Annotated in this window: 12 protein-coding genes and 1 tRNA gene; 8 read left to right on the top strand and 5 right to left on the bottom strand. The window is 58.3% G+C overall.

What is annotated here, in order from left to right; translation table 11 throughout:
* Positions 1–259 precede the first annotated feature (259 nt).
* On the top strand, positions 260–481 hold the full coding sequence (locus WCO56_09865) for a hypothetical protein (GenBank protein MEI7729866.1): 222 nt from the start codon (positions 260–262) through the stop codon (positions 479–481).
* A gap of 384 nt (positions 482–865) precedes the next feature.
* Here WCO56_09865 and WCO56_09860 read toward each other — a convergent pair.
* Together WCO56_09860 and WCO56_09855 are read right to left on the bottom strand one after the other, a co-directional pair.
* Positions 866–952 (bottom strand) — tRNA-Leu (locus WCO56_09860).
* A 71-nt stretch (positions 953–1,023) separates the two neighbouring features.
* Positions 1,024–4,302: a DEAD/DEAH box helicase gene (locus WCO56_09855; protein ID MEI7729865.1), complete on the bottom strand. Its 3,279-nt coding sequence runs from the start codon at positions 4,300–4,302 to the stop codon at positions 1,024–1,026.
* A 338-nt stretch (positions 4,303–4,640) separates the two neighbouring features.
* On the opposite strand from WCO56_09855, the gene WCO56_09850 reads away from it, so the two are divergent.
* Complete coding sequence (locus tag WCO56_09850) at positions 4,641–5,144, top strand: phage regulatory CII family protein (GenBank protein ID MEI7729864.1); 504 nt, start codon at positions 4,641–4,643, stop codon at positions 5,142–5,144.
* Positions 5,145–5,248: 104 nt separating this feature from the next.
* On the opposite strand, the gene WCO56_09845 is transcribed toward WCO56_09850, so the two are convergent.
* Positions 5,249–6,178 carry a prephenate dehydrogenase/arogenate dehydrogenase family protein gene (locus WCO56_09845; GenBank protein MEI7729863.1) on the bottom strand — a complete coding sequence of 310 codons (930 nt, stop codon included), beginning with the start codon at positions 6,176–6,178 and terminating at the stop codon, positions 5,249–5,251.
* Positions 6,179–6,370: 192 nt separating this feature from the next.
* Between WCO56_09845 and WCO56_09840 the strand changes: the two genes are divergently transcribed.
* Positions 6,371–10,783, top strand: coding sequence for a DUF4965 domain-containing protein (locus WCO56_09840; GenBank protein ID MEI7729862.1), 4,413 nt, complete (start codon positions 6,371–6,373; stop codon positions 10,781–10,783).
* A 132-nt stretch (positions 10,784–10,915) separates the two neighbouring features.
* Here the strand turns inward: WCO56_09840 and WCO56_09835 are convergent, their stop codons facing one another.
* Positions 10,916–11,536, bottom strand: coding sequence for a fibronectin type III domain-containing protein (locus tag WCO56_09835; GenBank protein ID MEI7729861.1), 621 nt, complete (start codon positions 11,534–11,536; stop codon positions 10,916–10,918).
* A gap of 888 nt (positions 11,537–12,424) precedes the next feature.
* Between WCO56_09835 and WCO56_09830 the strand changes: the two genes are divergently transcribed.
* From WCO56_09830 to WCO56_09810, 5 genes are all read left to right on the top strand, one after another.
* A complete protein-coding gene (locus WCO56_09830; GenBank protein ID MEI7729860.1) occupies positions 12,425–14,377 on the top strand; it encodes a PAS domain S-box protein in 1,953 nt (650 codons plus the stop codon).
* Between the two features lie 135 nt (positions 14,378–14,512).
* Entirely contained in the window at positions 14,513–14,986 is a 474-nt protein-coding gene (locus WCO56_09825) for a MarR family transcriptional regulator (GenBank protein ID MEI7729859.1), read from the top strand.
* 42 nt (positions 14,987–15,028) lie between these two features.
* Positions 15,029–16,255 carry an MFS transporter gene (locus WCO56_09820; protein ID MEI7729858.1) on the top strand — a complete coding sequence of 409 codons (1,227 nt, stop codon included), beginning with the start codon at positions 15,029–15,031 and terminating at the stop codon, positions 16,253–16,255.
* Positions 16,256–16,259: 4 nt separating this feature from the next.
* The gene (locus WCO56_09815; protein MEI7729857.1) at positions 16,260–18,401 is read left to right on the top strand and encodes an AMP-binding protein; all 2,142 of its coding nucleotides are present in this window, start codon (positions 16,260–16,262) and stop codon (positions 18,399–18,401) included.
* Between the two features lie 105 nt (positions 18,402–18,506).
* A complete protein-coding gene (locus WCO56_09810; GenBank protein ID MEI7729856.1) occupies positions 18,507–19,304 on the top strand; it encodes an alpha/beta hydrolase in 798 nt (265 codons plus the stop codon).
* Between the two features lie 252 nt (positions 19,305–19,556).
* Here the strand turns inward: WCO56_09810 and WCO56_09805 are convergent, their stop codons facing one another.
* Positions 19,557–20,555 (bottom strand): glycoside hydrolase family 5 protein, encoded by a 999-nt coding sequence (locus WCO56_09805; protein MEI7729855.1) that lies wholly within the window; start codon positions 20,553–20,555, stop codon positions 19,557–19,559.
* Positions 20,556–20,575 lie beyond the last annotated feature (20 nt).

Below are 20,575 nucleotides of genomic sequence, written 5' to 3'. Positions count from 1 at the left end.
AGGCATACGCCGAGGCGGAAGGGTTTGATCTATCCCGGTATCTGGACGGCATGGCGGCACATGCTTTGGAGGTAAATCCAGCCACAAAAGGTGAATCCACCCGCCATCATTAACCCGGCATCCATCCCATGAGCAGCCGCCCTGGCCATCCAGGGCGGTTGTTGTTTGCCTTGGTAGCCGTAAAATGAACCATGCGGAGAATTATTCCAGAAGAGATTGAAAACTTTATTTTCAAGAGTATGTTAGGGAAATAACAGTTATGGGCGCACCTGCAATACCAGTAAATATTCCAGTGGAAAGGCTGGGGAGCCTTACTACAAGGCAATTGCCAGACGACGGCAAACCCATCGTCATGGAGGGATACGATTACTTGTTTCTGAGTGATACCCAAGAATGGTTGGCGGAATGCCAGGGAGAAAAGGACGCCATATTGGAAGCGTTACCTCACGCCAAGGTGGTCATGCTTGCAGACATCCAGTGATCTCCATTCCCTAATTATGATCCGGCGAACCTTGCGCGGAAGTCCCGCGCCAGCCTGGCCAAGCACCCGCAGACCCGCCGCGATGATAATTTTTCCTAATGTAAAAAACTCAAAACGGCAAAATCTCCCAAGGTGGTCAATTCTAGCCACTTTCACTTTATCGTTAAAGGAACATTTCCAATCACTTGTCTTGGGGCCTTGGAAATCAAGGACTTACAAATGTCGATTTTGAAAACCCGCGACAAGTATAAAAGCACGAAAAACGGCCTCTCTAGGTTTTGCATCTCTCTTTATTCCAGCCAGTTCCAACTGATTCCAACCCAATGAAGGCTGTTAAAGGTGTTCAAGACAAGTGACTGGAAACATGACAATAATTCCGTTTATTGGTGCCGACGGAGGGGGTCGAACCCACACACTCTTGCGAGTACTAGATTTTGAGTCTAGCGCGTCTGCCAATTCCGCCACATCGGCCACCAAAAACTGACGGGCGCAACCTTAAACAAAAGGCGGCGCGGAACGCAAGCGTTTCATTGCGTTTTTTCTTATTCCTCGGAAAATAGGTATTCCAGGTCGGTCTGTGACAGGCTGCGGGCAAAGCCTTCCTCGCCGAGCACGTCCGCAATGGTCTGGGCTTTGCGTTGTTGCAGGTCCCAGATTTTTTCCTCGACCGTGCCGGGGGTGATCAAGCGGTAGGCGTTGACGGTGCGCGTCTGACCAATGCGGTGCGAGCGGTCAATGGCTTGCGCCTCCACCGCGGGATTCCACCACGGATCGTAAAGCACAACGTAACTCGCGGTAGTCAAGTTCAGGCCGGTGCCGGCGGCACGCAAGCTGAGCAGGAACACGGCGGCATTGGGATCATTCTGGAATGCCTGCACCACGGCCTGCCGTTCCTTGGTTTCCCCGGTCAGGATATGCGTGGGCATCTGGCGCTGGCGGCATTCGCCTTCCAGTATCTTGAGCATCTGCACAAATTGCGAGAACAGCAGCACCTTGTGGCCTTGGGCCAGCAACGGTTCGAGCAGTTCAAACAGGGTTTCGGTCTTGCCCGAGGCGGAATCATTGCCGACCAACATGGGATGACAGCAGATCTGGCGCAGGCGCGTGAGAGCCGCCAGCACATGCATTTTGCTGCGGGCCAAGCCCTTTTCCGCAACGATCTGTGAAATCTGTTCGCGGCTGCGGCGCAATTCGGCCAGATATAGTTTGCGCTGGGCTTCGCCCAAATCACAATCGCGGCGTTCCTCGATGCGGTCTGGCAAATCCTTGGCCACCTGTTGTTTCAGGCGGCGGATCATGACGGGGCGCAGCTTGGCGGCTAACCGCCGGCGCGCTACCCGTAACTGAGTGATAGCATCCTCGCCATCCCCGGTCACCTTTGGTTCGTAGGTCTCGTGGAAGTGATCCTGGTCGCCCAAGTAACCGGGCTGAATGAAATCCACAATGCTCCAGAGATCCAACAGGCGGTTTTCCAAGGGGGTGCCGGTCAGCGCCAGCCGTTGGTCGGCTTCGAGTTGTTTGACGGATTGCGAAACCTGGGCCGTCGGGTTCTTAATAAATTGGGCCTCGTCCAGAATGATGGTGCGGAAGTTAAACTTCTGCAACTCTTCAAGGTCGCGCCGCAGGAGGGCGTAATTGGTGACGATCAAATCGTGCTGGGGAATCTGTTTGCGCAGATTGTGGCGGGCGGCGCCGCTTTCCAGCACCAGCACCTTCATGGTGGGTACGAATTTTTCCGCCTCGCGCCGCCAGTTGTGCAGCACGGAAGCCGGGCAAATAACCAGCGAAGGTTTGGGATCCTTGCGATAATATTCCTTGAGCCAGGCCAGCCATGCCAACGTCTGGAGGGTTTTGCCCAAGCCCATATCGTCCGCCAGTACCCCGCCGAGCCGGAGGCTGGTGAGTTGGCACAGGAAGTCAAAGCCCTCCTTTTGGTACGGGCGCATATCGGCATGCACCGTGGCGGGCAGGGGGATGGAAGGAATGCCGTCGAAATTGGCCAGGCGTTGCTTGAAGGCTTTAAGTTCCGGTGTGGCGGTGAATCGTCCGAGGGCGGATTCATCCAGGTGCGCCGCTTGTTCCATGCCGATTTTTTGGGCGATGGGGCTCAACCCTTCCATGCCGAGGTCGGCCATGGTTTCGTGGGCTTGGGCGACGGCAGCGGTGTTGAGTTCCACCCAGCCGGCGTCCGGCAGTTTGACAAAGCGACTGGTCGAGACCGCCAGACGTTCGAGATCCGCCGGGGAGAGGCGCATCCCTTCCGCCTCCCATTCGGCGGAGACGGAGAGCCAGTCAATGCCGCTGCCCTTGATCATCAGCTTGGGCTTGAGCTGGCGCGGTTGGAGGAAGAGTCGGTGGAAGGCCGGATTACCCAGAAAATCCGCTTCTGCCGGGCGGTCATTCCAGATGGCGGCCAGCGTGCTCAGGAAAACTTCATTCGCATCGCCCACCCATTGACCGGGTTCCGGGGTGAACCAATCGAGGCGGCGTAGCCACTGGGTGGCGGCATCGAGCCGGGCATCTTCCAGGACGTTGGGTTTGTCTGCCTGCTTCGGCGTTCCGTCGGTGATCCACTCATTGCCAGTCCAATGCCATTCGCTGCCATCGCGGTCGCTCGTGGCCAACAGGCGCAAGTGGATGCTGTCCGCGCTGAGTTCAAAGGTAAATTGCGGCCGGGCGGTATGCGTCACGCATAACGCATCCCAATCCACTTTGCCCAAGTGGCGCAGCTTGCGCAATTGCATGCGCAGGCGGGCGCTCAGTTTGCGCACAGGGACGACCGGGTTTTCGCGCCAGTGTTCCAAGAGGATGTCCGGGGCGGGATTGCGGACCAGGAAAAAGTCATTCCCCACCAGGGCGATCGCCGGACTGCCGGCAAAGAACTTCACTTCCTGCAATGGACAGGATTTGCCATCGGGCAATTGCAGGTGCGGCGAGAGGGATAGTTCGTCCGCCCCGCTATTCAGGCAGGGCAGGAGTTCCACCACCTGCCCGTTAAAGGACAGGCAGGCCGGTTGATCCGCCCATTCCAGTCGCTTCGTATGGCCCCAGCGGGCCAGCCATTGCAGCAGTTCCACCCCGGCGAGATCCAGTTCTGAGGTTTCCGGGTCCGCCGCGGCGTAGCAGTCGGCAATCCATTTCATGAAATCCCAGTCGTCGGGCGAAAATAATTCCTGTTCGTGCGTAGCACGCGTGGTCAGCTCTATGATTTCCTCGAGCGTGCGGTTCTTTTCGCCGGAACGCGGGCGGAACAGGTTGAGTTTGACGCACAGCGTATGCAGGGACTGGGAATCCTTGACCGGTCGCACCGAACACAAGGTGCGGAGGGTGGCACGGGGGGCATCGAGGTGCTCGGGGGCGGGCGGGAATAGCCAGCGTTCGAGCGTATTCAGCATCTTTTGCTCCTGCTCGGCCTGCTCGATTTCGGCAAAGCGCTGGAGGTTGGCGTACTCGGTGAGTTCAGTGGGGACAGTGCGCCGGGAGCGCAGGAACAGGATGGCCAACTCTTCGAGCCGTTCGCGTCCGGTGACCGTCAACAGGCGCGCCCACCACTCCTCCGTGGGGAAATCCTTGCGGGACAGGGAGAGTTTCTCGAAGTAATCTTCGAGCAACAGCCAGGAGCGTTGCGAATCGGTGCAACTGGCGAACAGCTTGAGCACGTCATTGCGCTCAGCCACCTTGCTTTTGGATTCGGTCAGTTCACGACGCAAGTCGGCCAGCGCACCGTACGTCTTGGACAGCACGGAATGGTGCGCGTCATATTTGGCGGCGCTGGCGGAGAACCGCGGCGCACGCCCTTTGTTTTTAGCAATTCTAGGCATTAGTCAAAATCACAGTTGGCATCCATATAAGATGCAAGGTTCATATTGGCACAATATTTACCCCCTGTGGTCAATAGAAATTTGCGCTAGAGGCCATTTATTTTTGATCGGGTGGTTCCCGCCTGGGGCGGGATGTCAATCTTGGAATCAATAAAATGACTGCGCAGAACAATACGCCAGCCTAAAAATGGAACCCCGCCATGGCAAACGAGGGCAGGCAAAGCGCTTGGGGAAGGTGAAAACAACCGGAGGGAAAAGCCTTTCCGGGGCTGGCGGCAAGGTGCCACCCAGATTAGTCTCTGCTTTTCATTACCTGGGTGGTGGTTTATCGTGGGCCCATGCAGTCACACGAATTATTGCGGGAAGTGATCCAGCAGGCCGGGGCCAAGCACGTTGCGGCGGAGTTAGGGGTGTCGCTTTCACTGGTCTATAAGTGGACGGAGGCGTCGCAAGCGGATAGTGGCAGCGGATCGGCCAATCCGTTGGATCGTTTGGAAGCGCTGCTGAAATGCACGAACGACCCGCGGCTGGTGCAATGGTTGTGTGAACGGAACAACGGCTTCTTTGTGCGGAACGCCCCGGCGGATGGCGCGCCACCGGAGAATCTCATTCCAGCCACCAATGAAATTGTGAAGGAATTTGCCGATTTGCTCCAGGTGATTGCCACGGCGGCGGCGGATAATCGGATCACGCGGGAGGAATCCCTTTCCATTCGCGACCGCTGGGAAGAACTCAAGGGGGTGACGGAAACGTTTGTGCGCTGTTGTGAGCAGGGAAACTTCCGTCCGCTAAAGCTCCCGGTGCCGGGCGCCGCGCCTGCTGTCAAACAACGCGGTCACTGATCTATCCTTGGCTAAACCTGCCACCAGCATTCCTTTATCGCGATTTCTGAGCCGCTTTGTGGCCAGGGATGTTTTCTAACCCACCGACTTAACCGCCAGCGTTGCTATTCCTGCGAGCGGGAGGCCAATTGCTCGCACCAGGCGTCGCGGCGCTGTTTGGCGGTGTTGAAGAACTTTTCCAGGGCGGCACTATCGCCACGCTCAATCAAGCGGCCGAGGTTTTCCAGGGCGCGCACATAGGCCCGGAGTGATTTCCCCAGCGCCTCGCGGTTGGCAGACACGATGTCCCGCCACATCTCGGGTGAACCGGAGGCGATGCGGGTGGTGTCCCGAAATCCCGTCGCGCACAGTTGCGCCAGCTCTTTGGGGCTGCGCGGGTCGAGCACGAGGGTGGCCAGTTGGGCGGCGGCCAGGTGCGGCAAATGGCTGGAGCGGCTGACCAACTCATCATGTTGGGCGGGGGATAATTCGAGGACGCGTGCGCCCACCGCTTTCCACAAGGCTCGCAACCGGCGCACGGCTCCCGGCGGGGTCTGCGGGGTGGGGGTGACAATGCAAACCGCCTTTTCAAAAAGGTCCGCGCGGGCCGCCAGCGGCCCGGTTTTCTCACTGCCCGCCATGGGATGGCTGCCAATGAAGACCGCGCCGGCCCGTTTTAATACGGGCGCGAGTTCACGGATAACGCTGGTTTTGACGCTGCCGACATCGGTCACCAGTACGCCCGGACGAAGTTGGCCACTCATCTGCATGGCCAGCGTCCGCATCTGGGCCAGCGGCGTGCAAAATACGATGAGATTCGCGTCCTGGACCGCCTCCGATAAATCCAGGGTGGCGTGGTCCACCACGCCGGCTTTGGCGCATTCCGCCACGCTGGCTTCCCGCCGGACGTAGCCGACGACGCGCCGGGCCAGACCACGCTGTTTGAGCGCCAGACCGAGGGACCCGCCCAACAATCCAACCCCGATTAATGTAACCTGTTTCAGTTGCACGCGGGCAGGATACCGCAGGTGCGGAGGAAAAGTCGAGCGATTCACGCTGCCGATCATTCCCGGACTTATTTCAGGTGGGCTGGCGGTCGCGTGAGCCGCAGGTTTTGAAGGAATTCATTTCACTCATGTCCGGTTGTTCCTTGCCTCTGACCGCCGGTTTTCGTTTCTTGCACTATTTATTTCACTAACCTTATTTCTCTCATTGCCCGGCGGTGGGGACTGTGGCAGGCTGGACGCATGAGCACTTTACAGCACCGAACTTTTCTGGCGCGGATACTGGTCCTGACCGCCACGGCCACCTTATTGCTGACGCAACACCAAGCCGCCGCCTGGCAGCCGGCGCAAGGGCCGCTCGCGACCCGTTGGGCCAAGGATGTCAAACCGGAGACCGTCCATGCCGAGTACCCGCGCCCGCAGTTGGTGCGCAGCGAATGGCAAAACCTGAACGGCCTCTGGGAGTACGCCATCGTGGACCGCGCCGCCCAGCCCGCGAAATATGACGGGCAAATCCTGGTGCCGTTCCCGGTGGAATCCGCGCTCTCGGGTGTGATGAAGCCGCTGTTGGAGACGCAACGCCTCTGGTACCGCCGCACGTTCCAAATTCCTGAGAAATGGAAGGGCCAACGGGTGCTGCTGAACTTCGGGGCGGTGGATTGGGAGGCGACCGTGACCGTGAACGGCAAGGAACTCGGCACCCATCGCGGCGGGTTCGACGCGTTCAGTTTTGACATCACGGACGCGCTCAAGCCCGCGGGCGAGCAGGAAATCATCGTCGCGGTGTGGGACCCGACGGATCGCGGCCCGCAAGCCAAGGGCAAACAGGTGCTGAAGCCCGGCGGCATCATGTACACCGCGAGTTCGGGCATCTGGCAGACGGTGTGGCTGGAGCCGGTCCTCCCCGCGCATATCCAGAAGCTGCGCATTGTGGCGGACGTGGACGGCGGCAAAGTCCGCATCGCGGTGGACACCGTCGGCGCGACGCCGGAACAGCACGTGGAGGTGATCATCGAAGATCCCAACACGCGCCATAATGCGAAGAATCAACTCGTGCGGGAAGTGGTCGCCTTCAAAAACGGCAAACTCGGGGAATTCATTGAGCTGCCGATCCCCAATGCCAAGCTGTGGTCGCCCGATCAGCCGTTCCTTTATGATATCAAGGTGCGCCTGACGGATGCCGGCTCTGTCTCCATGGATTGGGTCAAAAGTTACGCGCCAGACGTTGACGCGAGAACGATTGATTTTGGTGGCGGCTCTGTCACCATGGATTGGGTCAAGAGCTACTTCGGCATGCGCAAGATTTCCATGGGCAAAGATGCGGCGGGCATCAACCGGCTGCTGCTGAATAATAAGCCGCTGTTTCAATACGGTCCGCTGGACCAGGGTTTCTGGCCGGATGGCATTTTTACCGCGCCAACGGATGACGCCCTGCGTTACGACATCGAAATCACCAAGGAACTCGGCATGAACATGGCGCGCAAGCATGTGAAGATCGAACCGGACCGCTGGTATTATTGGTGCGACAAATTGGGCCTGCTCGTCTGGCAGGACATGCCCGGCAGCGGCGTGGGCGACAATAAAACGGATACGATCCGCAAAGGGCGCGAGGATGCCGCCAAACAATTCGAGACGGAGATGAAGGCGATGATTGAAGGGCATTGGAATCATCCCTGCATCGTCATGTGGGTGCCGTTCAACGAAGGCTGGGGCCAGTACGATACGCCGCGCATCTGCGAGTGGATCAAGCAGCTCGATCCGTCGCGCCTGGTGAATAATGCGTCCGGCTGGACCGACCGCAAGGTCGGGGACGTGATTGACATGCATAATTATCCGGGGCCGGGCGTGCCGAAGCTGGAAGACGGGCGCACGGCGGTGCTGGGGGAATTCGGCGGGCTCGGGCTGCCGGTGAAGGGGCACTCCTGGCAGGACGAGAAGAATTGGGGCTATCGCAACTTCAAAACCTCCGAGGAGCTGACGGATACATACTTGGGACTGATGCGGAAGCTGCACCTGCTGACCGGCGAGAGCGGCTTGTGCGCCGCCGTCTATACGCAGACCACCGATTGCGAAATTGAGGTCAACGGCTTGCTCACGTACGACCGCGCGCTGGTGAAACTGGATCAGGCCGCCATCACCGAAGCGCACAAGCAGCTTTACACGCCGCCGGTGCCGCGCCGCGCGGAAGGCACGAAGCTCGTGCCGCCCGCCACGCCGCTCGTGGCTTGCGATCCGTATTTCAGCGTCTGGTCGCCCAGCGACAAACTGAACGAGACCGATACGACGCACTGGACCGGGAAGCCGCATCGCCTGAGCAGTGTGGTGAACATTGACAGCAAGCCGTACCGCGTTTTGGGCGGCGCGCCCCGGCGGTTGCCCGCGCTCGAACAGACGAGCCTGACGGTGCTGCCCACGCGCAGTATTTACACGTTTGAAGGCGCGGGCATCGCGCTCACCCTCACCTTCATGACCCCCGCGTTGCCCGAGGATATTGATATTCTCTCGCGCCCGGTGACGTACGTGACGTATGAGTTCAAAGCCACGGACGGCAAGAATCACAAGGTGGATTTCCAGTTCAGCGCCTCCGCCGAGTTGACGGTGAACGAAGGCAAGCAACCGGTGGTCGTGGGCCAGGAAAAGATCAATGGGTTGACGGTCGTGAAGGCGGGCTCGAAGGATCAGGCGATCCTGGCCAAGCGCGGCGATGACATCCGCATTGACTGGGGCTATTTATATCTGGCGGCGCCGTCCGCGCGCGGCGTGAGCGCGATGGTGCAGCCCACGTCGGCGGAGGATCAGGCCAAAGCGCCGGTGGAAGGTTCCGGCGACAGCTTGTTCGCCGTGCTGACGGTGGACGTCGGCAGCGTGAGCGCCAAGCCGGTCTCGCGCTGGTTGATGGTGGCCTACGACGATCTGTACTCGATCCAGTACATGAAAAAGAACCTGCGCCCCTATTGGCGGCGGAACGGCTGGGAAGCCGCGGATCTGCTCAAGGCCTCCGCGAAGGAGTACGCGTCGCTGCTCAAGCGTTGCGTGGCGTTCGATGAGGAACTCATGGCCGACTTAACCAAAGCCGGCGGCGAGAAGTACGCCAAACTCTGCGCGCTGGCGTATCGCCAATGCTACGCGGCGGGCAAGTTCGTGGCCGACGAAAACGGGCAGCCAATCTCCTTCTGCAAGGAGAACCACTCCAACGGCTGCATCGGCACCTCGGATGTCTTCTATCCCATGGCGCCGCAATTCCTGCTGTTTGGCGCGTCGCAGGCGAAGTCCTTCCTGGTGCCGTTCATGAATTACGCCGCGAGCGAGCGCTGGAAATTCCCCTTCGCCCCGCACGACCTCGGCCAATACCCGCACGCGAACGGCCAGCGCTACGGCGGCGGCGAGCGCACGGAGCAGAACCAGATGCCGGTCGAGGAAAGCGGCAATATCCTCTGCCTCTTCGGCGCGATCGCCCAGTTGGAAGGCAAACCGGACTTCGCGAACCTTTACTGGCCGCAATTGGAGAAATGGGCCGCCTATCTCAAGGAGAAAGGGTTTGATCCGGAAAATCAGCTCTGCACCGACGATTTCGCCGGGCATCTCGCGCATAATGTCAACCTGAGCGCCAAAGCCATCTGCGGGCTGGGCGCGTTTGCCAAGCTCTGCGCGATGCGCGGCGATGCGCGGGCCGATGAATACTTCAAACTCGCCCGCGAGTTCGCCCAGCGCTGGGTCAAGGAAGCGGATTCCGGCGATCATTTCCGCCTGGCGTTTGACAAGCCCGAGACCTGGAGCCAGAAGTATAACCTCATCTGGGACCGCATCCTCGGCCTCAACCTCTTCCCGGACGCCGTCCTGCGCAAGGAAATGGATTATTACAAGAAAATGCAGAACAAATACGGCCTGCCGCTCGATAACCGCCAGACTTATACCAAGCTGGATTGGATCACCTGGACGGCGACCCTCACGCAGAACCGCGCGGACTTCGAGGCCCTCATTGGCCCGATCTTCCTGTTCATGAATGAGACGCCGGATCGCTCGCCCCTCACCGATTGGTACCAGACCGTAAGCGCCCGCAAGGTCGGCTTCACCGCGCGCCCCGTCATCGGCGGCGTCTTCGCCCAGATGCTTTACGATAAGGCCGTGTGGGCGAAATACGCTGGCCGCGACCAAACCAAGGCCGCGAACTACGCCCCCATGCCGAAGCCGCCCGTCACGCGCACCATGGTCCCCACCGCCAAAGAAGAGGACGATATCCACTGGCGTTACACCACGCAAAAGCCCGCCGGCGGCTGGTTCAAGCCGGACTTTGATGCGGCGGCGTGGAAGGAAGGCGTTTCCGGGTTTGGCACCAAAGGCACCCCCGGCGCAATCGTCCGCACCGAATGGAATACCGCCGACATCTGGTTGCGCCGCGAATTCACCATCCCGGAAAGCGGCCTCAAAGAACCGCAATTGATCATCCACCATGATGAAGACGCCGAAGTCTATCTCAACGGCATCCTGGCCGGCTCCGTCGCTGGCTTCATCAGCGATTACGAAACCATGCCCATGAGCGCGGAAGCCCGGGCGACCCTGAAGCCCGGCAAAAACACCATCGCCGTCCACTGCCACCAGACCCGCGGCGGCCAATACATCGACGTCGGCCTGGCCGAAACCGTGCCGGGGAAGTGAGCTTTAAAGAACCAGTGAATAAGCCCCCTGTTTTGATCGGCTGCCATGAGTACAAGCAAGACGTCCAGCAAAACCGGATCGTCTGAGCCTGAAGCGGGCGAGGCAGCTTGAAGATAAGCCGGGATTTCCCGCCTAACTCACCATCGCCATGGCCGGATTGCTCCAATAACCAAACCCGGCGGCCCCTTTGGCGCGGACGCGCACCCAAACGCGCTGTCCGCTGACCAACTCCTCCAGCGTGCCCTTGCACTTCGTCTCCGCGGAACGCAACGTCCACGTCCCGACATTCGGATTATCCGTCGTGCTGATCTCATAAAGCGACGCGCCCTTGAGCCGTTTCCAGCGGACCAGCACCTTGCCTGAATCCGTCGAGGCAATGACGCGCACATTTAGCACCTTGCCCAGCGCGCCGACGGGCTCATGCGACTTCTGCATCTCCAATCCCGCCGCGACGAGGTCCATCGGCTCCGCGCTCAGGCCGACGCAACCCACGGCAATCTCCTGCACCATCGCGACCAGCTCCTTGGAATCCCGGGCCGTGACCAGGATCAACTCCTTCAACTCCGTTTCCTTCTCATCGCGCAACGCCTGATTGGCGGCGCTGACGGCGATCTTCCCGCCCAACGCGGCCAACTTATCCGCCAGGCTGGCATACTTGGGGACACTGGCCACCGCCTGCTTGATTCGGTTCGCTTCCGCCAAAAGATTCAGGCGGCTCAGCCGGGCATACTGACTAGTCTTAACAAGCTTCATAATTACCGATGCGCTGCGAAGAGCCGACACCACAAACCACCCCAGGAACACCCTGGAACCATCCATTTCATGGTAAACCGATGCCAAAACCCTTCAAATTTGCCATATTATTGGGAAATAATAATAAAGCACCAAACCCACTATCAACCATAAAAGACATAAAGTCACAACTTACTAACAGATAATACTTTAAACATGTCAGACACGCCTGAATTCCTATTTGAAATACATGATTTCCTTGCTTACAAAGGCCAAAAGCATTTTTACAAAGGCCTTTGTAAAAATAAACCTGCTCCATATTTCAAAACATACGATGCATGTCATAAAACTTTGTTTTATGAAAACAAAAGTAATGCTGTTTGAAACTAAATATTGATACAATAAAATGAAACAAATCACGTCAGTAACAAAAGAATATGCATCTGCTAATCAGGATTTAACATCTGTGAATAAGGAATTGGAGTCTGGATGAATGGACAGTGACATTGATTAACTGACATTTAGTACGAATACGAAGGAGTATGTATCAATAAATCAAATTCCTGTTAAGTCCAATCCATAGTGCCAGGCATGAGATCAAACAAATCCGTCCGAAAAGGAGAAATCAGTGTCTGAAAACCTGAAATTTGACTCCGAAAGGGTGGTTTTCGCCCACGGTGGGCTGACGCTCCAGTTTTCCCGCTACGGGGTTATGCTGACGCGAAAGCCTCCGAGGGGAGCGGGCGTTTGCGAGAATTATAATCGTCACTCTTCAGCGGACCGGGTGAGGGGTGGTTCCCAATAAATCTCCATCACCCGCCCCGCCTTGCACCAGCAATCCTGAAGGCGGTTGCGTCCGGTTTCACTTGCGCCTTGACGCACTACTGATAAAGCGGCAAACCTATTCCCGTGAGTCACGCTCCTAAAAGCAGTAAGCCAGCCAGCCTGCGCCGCCAAGCGGAGGCCAGGGTCAAGGCCGCTGCCAAAAAACGCCCGGCGCCGCTGACGCGCGCGAATGCCCTGCGAACGGTGCATGAACTCCAGGTCCATAAGGTTGAATTGGAGATGCAGCAAGAGGAATTGCGAGCCAGCAACCTACTCTATCGTTCCCTGTTCGAAAACATGCCGAATGGGCTTGCCCATTGCCGGCTTCACCGCGATGCCAAGGGCCGCCCCGTGGATTTCACCTACCTGACCGTCAACCGCGCCTATGAAACTCTGATTGGGGCGTCAAAGCAGGTCCTCGAAAAAAAGGTCACCGAAGTTATCCCTGGCATCCGGGAGTCCAATCCCGAATTGTTCGAGATTTATGGGCGCGTGACCGCCACCGGCAAACCCGAACGGTTTGAGATATTTATCCAGTCCCTGAAGACGTGGTACCGGGTTTCGGCATCCCGTTTGACGCCCGACGAGTTTATCGCCGGGATTGAAGTCATCACCGAGCACAAGCGGGCCGAGGAGGAATTGCGGGAGACCAATGAACTGCTCAGCCTCTTCATCAAGCACTCCCCCATTCACGCCTACATCAAGGAAGTGACGCCCACCCAAAGCCGCATCCTCAAAGCCAGCGAGAACTTCAAGGACATGGTCGGGATCCCGGGCTCTGCGATGGTTGGCATGACCATGGCCGACCTCTTCCCCGCCGACTTCGCCGCCAAAATTACCGCCGATGACTGGACCGTCGTTTCCCAAGGCAAAATCCTCAAATTGGATGAAGACCTCAACGGCCGCAACTTCACCTCCATCAAATTCCCCATCCGATTGGGCGGCCAACAACTGCTCGCGGGCTACACCATTGACATCACCGAGCGCAAACAACTGGAGCTTACCCATAAGCGCCTGCTGGCCATCCTGGGTGCGACCCCGGATTTCGTGGGCTTCGCCGATGCTAAAACCACCCAAATCATCTACATCAATCCCGCCGGTCGGAAGATGGTCGGCATTGGCGTGGAGGAAGACCTGGCTGGTTACAAAATAGGCAATGTACACCCGGAGTGGGCCAACACTTTAATGCGCGAGGTAGCCATCCCGGCGGCCACCCGCGACGGCGTCTGGACCGGCGAATGCGCCTTCCTGAACAAAGACGGGCGGGAAATTCCGGTCCTCATGGTGTTGTTGGTCCATAAATCGCCCGGCGGTGAAGTGGAGATTATTTCCACCGTCTCGCACGACATCACCACCCTCAAGCAGACCGAGGCCCAACTCCAGAAGCTCTCCCAGCAACTCCTCCGCACCCAGGACGCCGAGCGCCGAAGCATCGCACTGGACCTCCACGACTCCACCGCCCAGCGCCTGGTGGGCCTGCTGCTCAGCCTCAGCTCCCTGCGCAACCACGCCAAAACCGCTAGCCCCGGCAGCGAGGATCGGTTGGATGAATGCATGGAGATCACCAAGCAAAGCATTGCCGAAATCCGCACCCTCAGCTTCCTGCTGCATCCGCCGCAACTGGAACACTTCGGCCTGCTGGGTGCCATCCGGGACTTCGCCACCGAATTTGGCCACCGCAGCGGCATCCAACTCACTCTGGATTTGCCCAATAAACTCAGCGGGCTGACCAAGGAACATGAAAAGCCCCTGTTCCGAGTGCTCCAGGAAGCTTTGACCAACATTCACCGGCATTCCGGCAGCCTCTCCGCCACCATCCGGCTCCTGCGCGAAGAGCGGGCCGTGCGGCTGGAAGTCCAGGATGCCGGCTGCGGCATCCCCAAAGACAAGCTGCACGCGTTGGAATCCGAATCTGCCCGCTACGGCGTCGGCATCTCCGGCATGCGCGAACGCCTGAAATTCTTCCATGGGCAGTTGGAAATCAAATCCACGAAGACCCGCACCACCCTCATTGCCACCCTGCCGCTACGCACCTGACCGACCAAGGCGGCTGGCCGAAGGATTTGGGAGCGCCAGGGAAAACACCCGCCGCGGGAACGCAACCAGACCCGGGTCGAAAATAATCCCAAACTTTAGTTGACATCTAAACAATGATAGGTTAGACATAACCCCATGTTGCAACCATTGCCACAGCCGGGGCCGCGCTACGAAGCGCTTTTGGGCCTGTTGCACACCGCGGAAACGGTGTGGAACGCCAGCCGCCTGTTTTTTGTCCGCTGGGACCTCACCCCCAGCCAATTCAACATCCTGAATCTGCTCGACAGCCAGCCCGAGGGGGTTTCGCAGGTGGAACTCAGCCGCCGATTAATCATGCACCGCTCCAATGTGACGGGATTGATCGACCGGCTGGAGGCACGCAAGCTGGTGCAACGCCGCGATCTGGCGGACGACCGGCGCGCCTACCGCGTGGTGCTCACCACCGCCGGGCGCAAACTGGTGCAGGACATCCTGCCACACTATTATGCGGCGGCCGAGGCGGTCTGGGGCGACCTCCCAGCGGCCCGCGCCTGCAAGCTGGCGGCGGAGCTGACGAAAGTCAGCTCCAATGCGGAACAATTGGCTGAAACAATCGGCCCGGCCGTTTAAGGTTTGCCGCCACTCACGTATCCACCCGATATAATCGTATTCATGCAAAACCGATTCAATTATCCGCTTGTGCTGATCAGCCAATTCCTGGGCGCGTTTGGCGACCAGATGTTCCTTTGGCTGATCATTGGTCCGCTGACCGCCCAACAAAAGCAGGGGGTGATCACCGAACAGCATGTGAATAGCGCCAACGCGTTTTACGCCTGCATGTTTTACGCCGCGTACGTGGTACTGGCGCCGGCGGCGGGCTTCCTGAACGACCGCTTCCCCAAGACTCGCTGGCTGTTTGGCGGCAATGTCATCAAGATCATCGGCGTGCTGGTCGGCTCGGTGAGTCTGACCTCCAGCGGCCCCTGGCAGGCGGCGGGCTACTTCCTGATCGGCGTGGGGGCGTGCGTGTTCTCACCGGCCAAGTACGGCGTGCTGCCGGAGATTCTGCCCGCCGAGCGGCTGGTGAAGGCGAACGGCACGGTGGAGATGCTGACCATCGTCGCCATTCTGACGGGCATCATCTTTGGCGCGTGGATGACGGATCATTATTCGGCGGGCGTCGGGTACAGCGCGGTGTTCATCGTCTATGCGCTTTCCCTGGTGCTCACCCTGTTCATGTCCAAGACGCCGTGCAATCCGGATATCTGCGTACGCGCCAGCATCCGGGAATTTAGCCAGCACGCCATGAGCCTGTTCCGGCATCCGCGCCTGAGCCGCATGCTGCTCGGGACCGGCTTGTTCTGGGTCAGCGGCTCCGTCATGAAGAGTAACTTCCAATCCTGGGGCTTGCGGGAGCTGGGCTTGACGAGCAACACCAAGGTCTCCCTGCTCAGCCTGTGGCTGGCGGTGGGCATCATCGGCGGCAGCATGATCGTCGGGCATTTGCACAAGATCGGCGACCTGCGGGCGGTGCGCATCTACGGTTGGGTGATGGCCCTGTTCATCGCCGCGCTGGGATTTGTTCACCAGGCCACGCCGGAGCTGCTGACAATCACCGGCCTGATCATTACCGGCGTCTTTGGCGGGCTGTTCCTGATTCCGCTGAATGCCGCGCTGCAATGTGAAAGCGACCCGCATAAACTCGGCAAAACCATCGCCGTCCAGAACCTCATTGACAACCTGTCCATGATCATTGGCGGCGGCTGCGTGATCCTGTTGTCCAATCTCGGCTCCACCGCCTCAGTGAATTTCATGGCGCTGGCGCTGGTCAGCGCGGTGATCATCGCCCTGCTGAAAATGCCGGCCCTCAAACCCGCCAACGTAACCAACCAATCCTGAAGCCATGAAACTCGTCGCCCGGATATTTCTCTGGTTTTTCTACCGTTTCAAAGCGTTCAACACGGAGGTGCTGAAAACCCCCGGCCCGGTGCTGTTGTTGCCGAACCATCAGTCGTGGCTGGACTGGTTGTTTCTGCTGGCGCACCTGGATGGGGATTGGAAATTTGTCACTTCCTCCACCACGGCGCAAACCTCCTGGTTGCATCGGCTGGTGATGATTAACAGCCACACGTTCCCGATTGACACCGCCTCCCCCTACGCCGTCAAGCGCATGGCCGAGCATCTGCAAGGCGGCGGTCGCCTGGTATTGTTCGCCGAAGGCCGGATGTCGCGCACCGGGTCGCTGATGAAAATCTACGAAGGCACCGGGTTCCTCCTGTTTAAGACCCACGCCAAGGTCATCACCTGCTACCTGCGCGGCGCAGAGCGCATCCACTGGGCGCGCCACTACGGCTGGAAGCGCTGGTTCACCCCGGTAAGCGCGCATTATAGCGAAGTGCTGACGCCGCCGAAGTTGACGTGCGAAAGCACGGCCCAAGCGCGCCAACAGTTGACCGCGTGGCTGCATGATCGCCTCATGCACCAGCAATTCCAGGTGGAAATGGAACACGGCGCACGCACCATCCCGCTGGCCATTGTCAGCATGGCGGCGCGGCGGCCGGATTTTTGCATCATGCAGGATTTCACACTGCAATCCCTCACGTACCGCCGGTTCATGGTGGGCGCGGATGTGTTGCATCAGCACTGGCTGAAGCAACTCGGCGCGGAACCCGGTCAGCGCATCGGCGTCCTCTTGCCCAATGCCAACGCCAACCCGGTGGTGCTGATGAGCCTCTGGCTGGCTGGGAAAGTTCCGGCGATCCTTAACTATTCCACCGGCCCGGTGATCATGCTGAGCTGCGCGCAATTGGCGGGCTTAAAGCACATCATCACCTCGCGCGCCTTTGTCACGAAAGCCAAACTGAAGCTGGAAACGCTGACCGCCGCGGGGATTGAACTGATTTACCTGGAAGACGTGCGCGCCGCCATCAGCAACGCCACCCGCCTGTTAACCCTGGCAAAGCACACCCTGTTTTCGCAATCCTGGCCGCTGGCTGTATCCGACCCGCAAGCTACCGCCGTCGTCCTGTTCACCAGCGGCTCGGAAGGCATTCCCAAAGGCGTGGAACTCACCCATGCTAACCTCCTGGCCAACCTGCGTCAGATGCTGATCATGTCGGACATGACCGATGCCGAGCGTTTCTTCAGCGCCCTGCCCTTGTTCCACAGCTTTGGCCTGTCCGCCGGTCTCCTGCTGCCGCTGGTGCGCGGGATGTTCGTGTTTCTCTATCCATCACCGTTGCATTACCGCGTGGTGCCGGAGGCGTTTTACGACCGGGAATGCACGGTGATGCTGGCCACCAATACCTTCCTCAACGGTTATGCACGCAAAGCACACCCGTATGACTTTTACAAATTGCGCCTCCTGTTTGCCGGGGCGGAAAAAGTGCAGGAAGCCACCGCCAGTTTGTACATGCGACGGTTTGGCGTGCGCATTCTGGAAGGTTACGGCGCGACGGAATGCAGCCCGGTCATCAGCGTCAATACCCCGATTCTGGCGAAATTCGGATCGGCGGGAAGATTGCTGCCTGGCATCGAATACCGGCTCGAACCCGTGGATGGCGTGGCGGAAGGCGGGCGTCTGCACGTGCGCGGCCCCAACGTAATGAAAGGTTATTTAAATGCGGATGCCAACGCCACGTTCAAAGCCTTGGGCGGCTGGTATGACACCGGCGATATTGTCAAAGTAGACCCGGAAAACTTCGTATTCATCCAGGGCCGGATGAAACGCTTTGCCAAAATCAGCGGTGAAATGGTGAGCCTCACCGCCGTGGAAGAAGCGTTGGCCGGAGCCTTCCCGCAGTACGGTCTGCGACACCAAGTGGCCATCATCAGCCGGCCCGATCCCGACAAAGGCGAGGCACTCATCGCGGTTTCCAATGATCAGCGGCTGACCTTGGAAGAAATCCGCACGACCTTGCAAACCAAAGGCCTGCCGAACCTGAGCATTCCACGCGAAGTGCGCTTCCTGCGCGAGATTCCCAAGCTGGGCACCGGCAAAGTGAACCACCGGGAGTTGCAAAAGGTCATTGAGGAGGCGAAATAGGGCCATCATGAGCGTTACCGAGACATCGCCGGGGCGGATTCTGGGGAAAATTAGTGAGCCTCCTTACATCGGCACCTACGGGAGGGATGGGGGCCGGTCATGAGCATGACGGATACATTGCAAGTACGGATTCAAGGCGATGCCAGTTTGCCGACTTTGATCTATTGTCCCGGCATGCACGGGGATTGGACGCTGGCGCAGGCATTTCGACAGGCAATCGCCAGCCAAGTGCGCTTGGTGGAAATGACCTACCCGCTACAGCGCTGGGATTTACCAGACTACGCGCGCCATGTCGAAGCGGCCTTGCTGGCCAAAGGCATCATGACCGGCTGGTTGCTCGGGGAATCCTTTGGCTCGCAAGTGGCTTGGTGGCTCACGGCCCGCTCCCAGGCAAAACAGGCATTGGGCAAAAGCGGTTTTGCGCCACAAGGCATCATTCTCGCCGGTGGTTTTGTGCGTTATCCCCTGCCCTTGGGCGTGGTTCTGGTGCGCGCCATGCAACGAAAACTGACGTTGCAAAACATCAGCCTGACCTTGCGGGCCTATGTGAAATTCATGCGCTGGCGGCATCGGAACAATCCCGTAATGCAAGGCAGCCTGGATGAATTCCTGGTGAATCGCGGCACCCCGGGTGACCAGGCGGTCATTCAGAACCGTTACGACCTGATTCTAGGCAGCGACCCGCGATCGGTCGCCTCGCACACCCAACTTCCAGTTTATTATTTGACCGGTTTCTGGGACTTTATCGTACCATGGGTTCCCGTGCTGCTTTGGTTGAAACGGAGGTGCAAAACCTTCAAAGGAACACGCGTCGTATGGATGGCCGAACACAACATCCTGGGCTCAGCCCCGAAAGTTGCCGCTGAACAAATCGTGAAGTGGATAAAAAGTGAGGCGGTGTAATCTCCTCAGTTAAAAATGTGCAGGCGATAAATCAATCTCCGGCTTGGTTGTAATGCGAGACCGGAAACATTCGGCATGACAAACCCATACCTGCCACCCGCCCTGCACCGTCTCAACGGTTACTCGGCACGGATCAATCTCTGTCTTGGCGATATCCTCACCACAAAAACAACACGGTCCCCACTCTACTTGTTGTTCGTGTTTTTCACTCATAATGTGTGATTCCACACAACGCGGTTTATCTGTTCATGCTCACCGCCGAACCGGCACCAGTGCCCGTAAAATCGGTTCAACCCAAGCGTCCTGCTTGATGTCGTACAGGATAAAGTCGCTGTCGAACTGCCAGTACGCCCAACTCCAGCCCAGGGATTCCGCCGTGCGCGCCACCGCATCCGTATAACAAACGCGCGACGCCGTCGGTGCCGTATCATAAGCGCCAAACTCGCCGAGAAAGAGGGGGCGATTGCGCTCCTTGGCCCACGCAACGGCTTTGGCGAAGTCATTCGTCACTGCCTGGCGTTGCGCTTCCGTCCCGGACCAGGTAATATCCTTTTTCTCCTTGTGCGATGACCACGCCGCGCCCTGATGCGTGAACTCCATCGGCTTGTAATAGTGAACCGTCACAATGAGATGGCGGTCATCCGACGGTAATTCCAACTCCTTCAGGTGATCAATGGAATTCCAAAACGACGGCCCGATAATGACGGTCCGCATGGGATGGGATTTACGAATAATCGCCAGCGCTTCGCGCCAATATTCGTTCCACAATGCCGGCGTGAGCTTCTTGGAGGGTTCATTCAGGATTTCAAACACCACTTGGTCCGAGGCAGATTGACAGTGCGCCGAAAGCTGTCGCCAGAAGGCCAGAAATTTCTCTTTATTAGCCTCTGGATCAGCCCCCATGGTATTAAACTCATGCAAGTCCAGGATGACCATTAATCCCTGGTTTGTGGCGTTTTGAACCACCCAGTCCAGCGTTTTGAGCCAGGATTCCCGCAATGCCAAGCCTTTATCCGCATCCATGGAGCGGAACGGGTGCAGATTGACACGCACCGAATTAAACCCCGCTTCCTTGAGCAACCGGAAATGCTTGGCCTGGAACCGGGCCTGCTCCTGGGATTTCCACAGCGGATCGTAACCGATAATATTGACGCCCCGCCCAAGCTGACGGTTCTGTTCAAAAACATCCGCCGCGCTTGCTTGAGCAATGGTGAGCGCAACGAGTAATCCAATGCCGGTGAAAAATTTCATGGTTGGTTTAAATTCAGTTC

The sequence above is a fragment of the Verrucomicrobiota bacterium genome, from assembly GCA_037139415.1.
In the GTDB taxonomy this organism is placed as follows: Bacteria; Verrucomicrobiota; Verrucomicrobiia; order Limisphaerales; family Fontisphaeraceae; genus JBAXGN01.
This window is presented reverse-complemented; position numbering and strand designations above follow the sequence as displayed.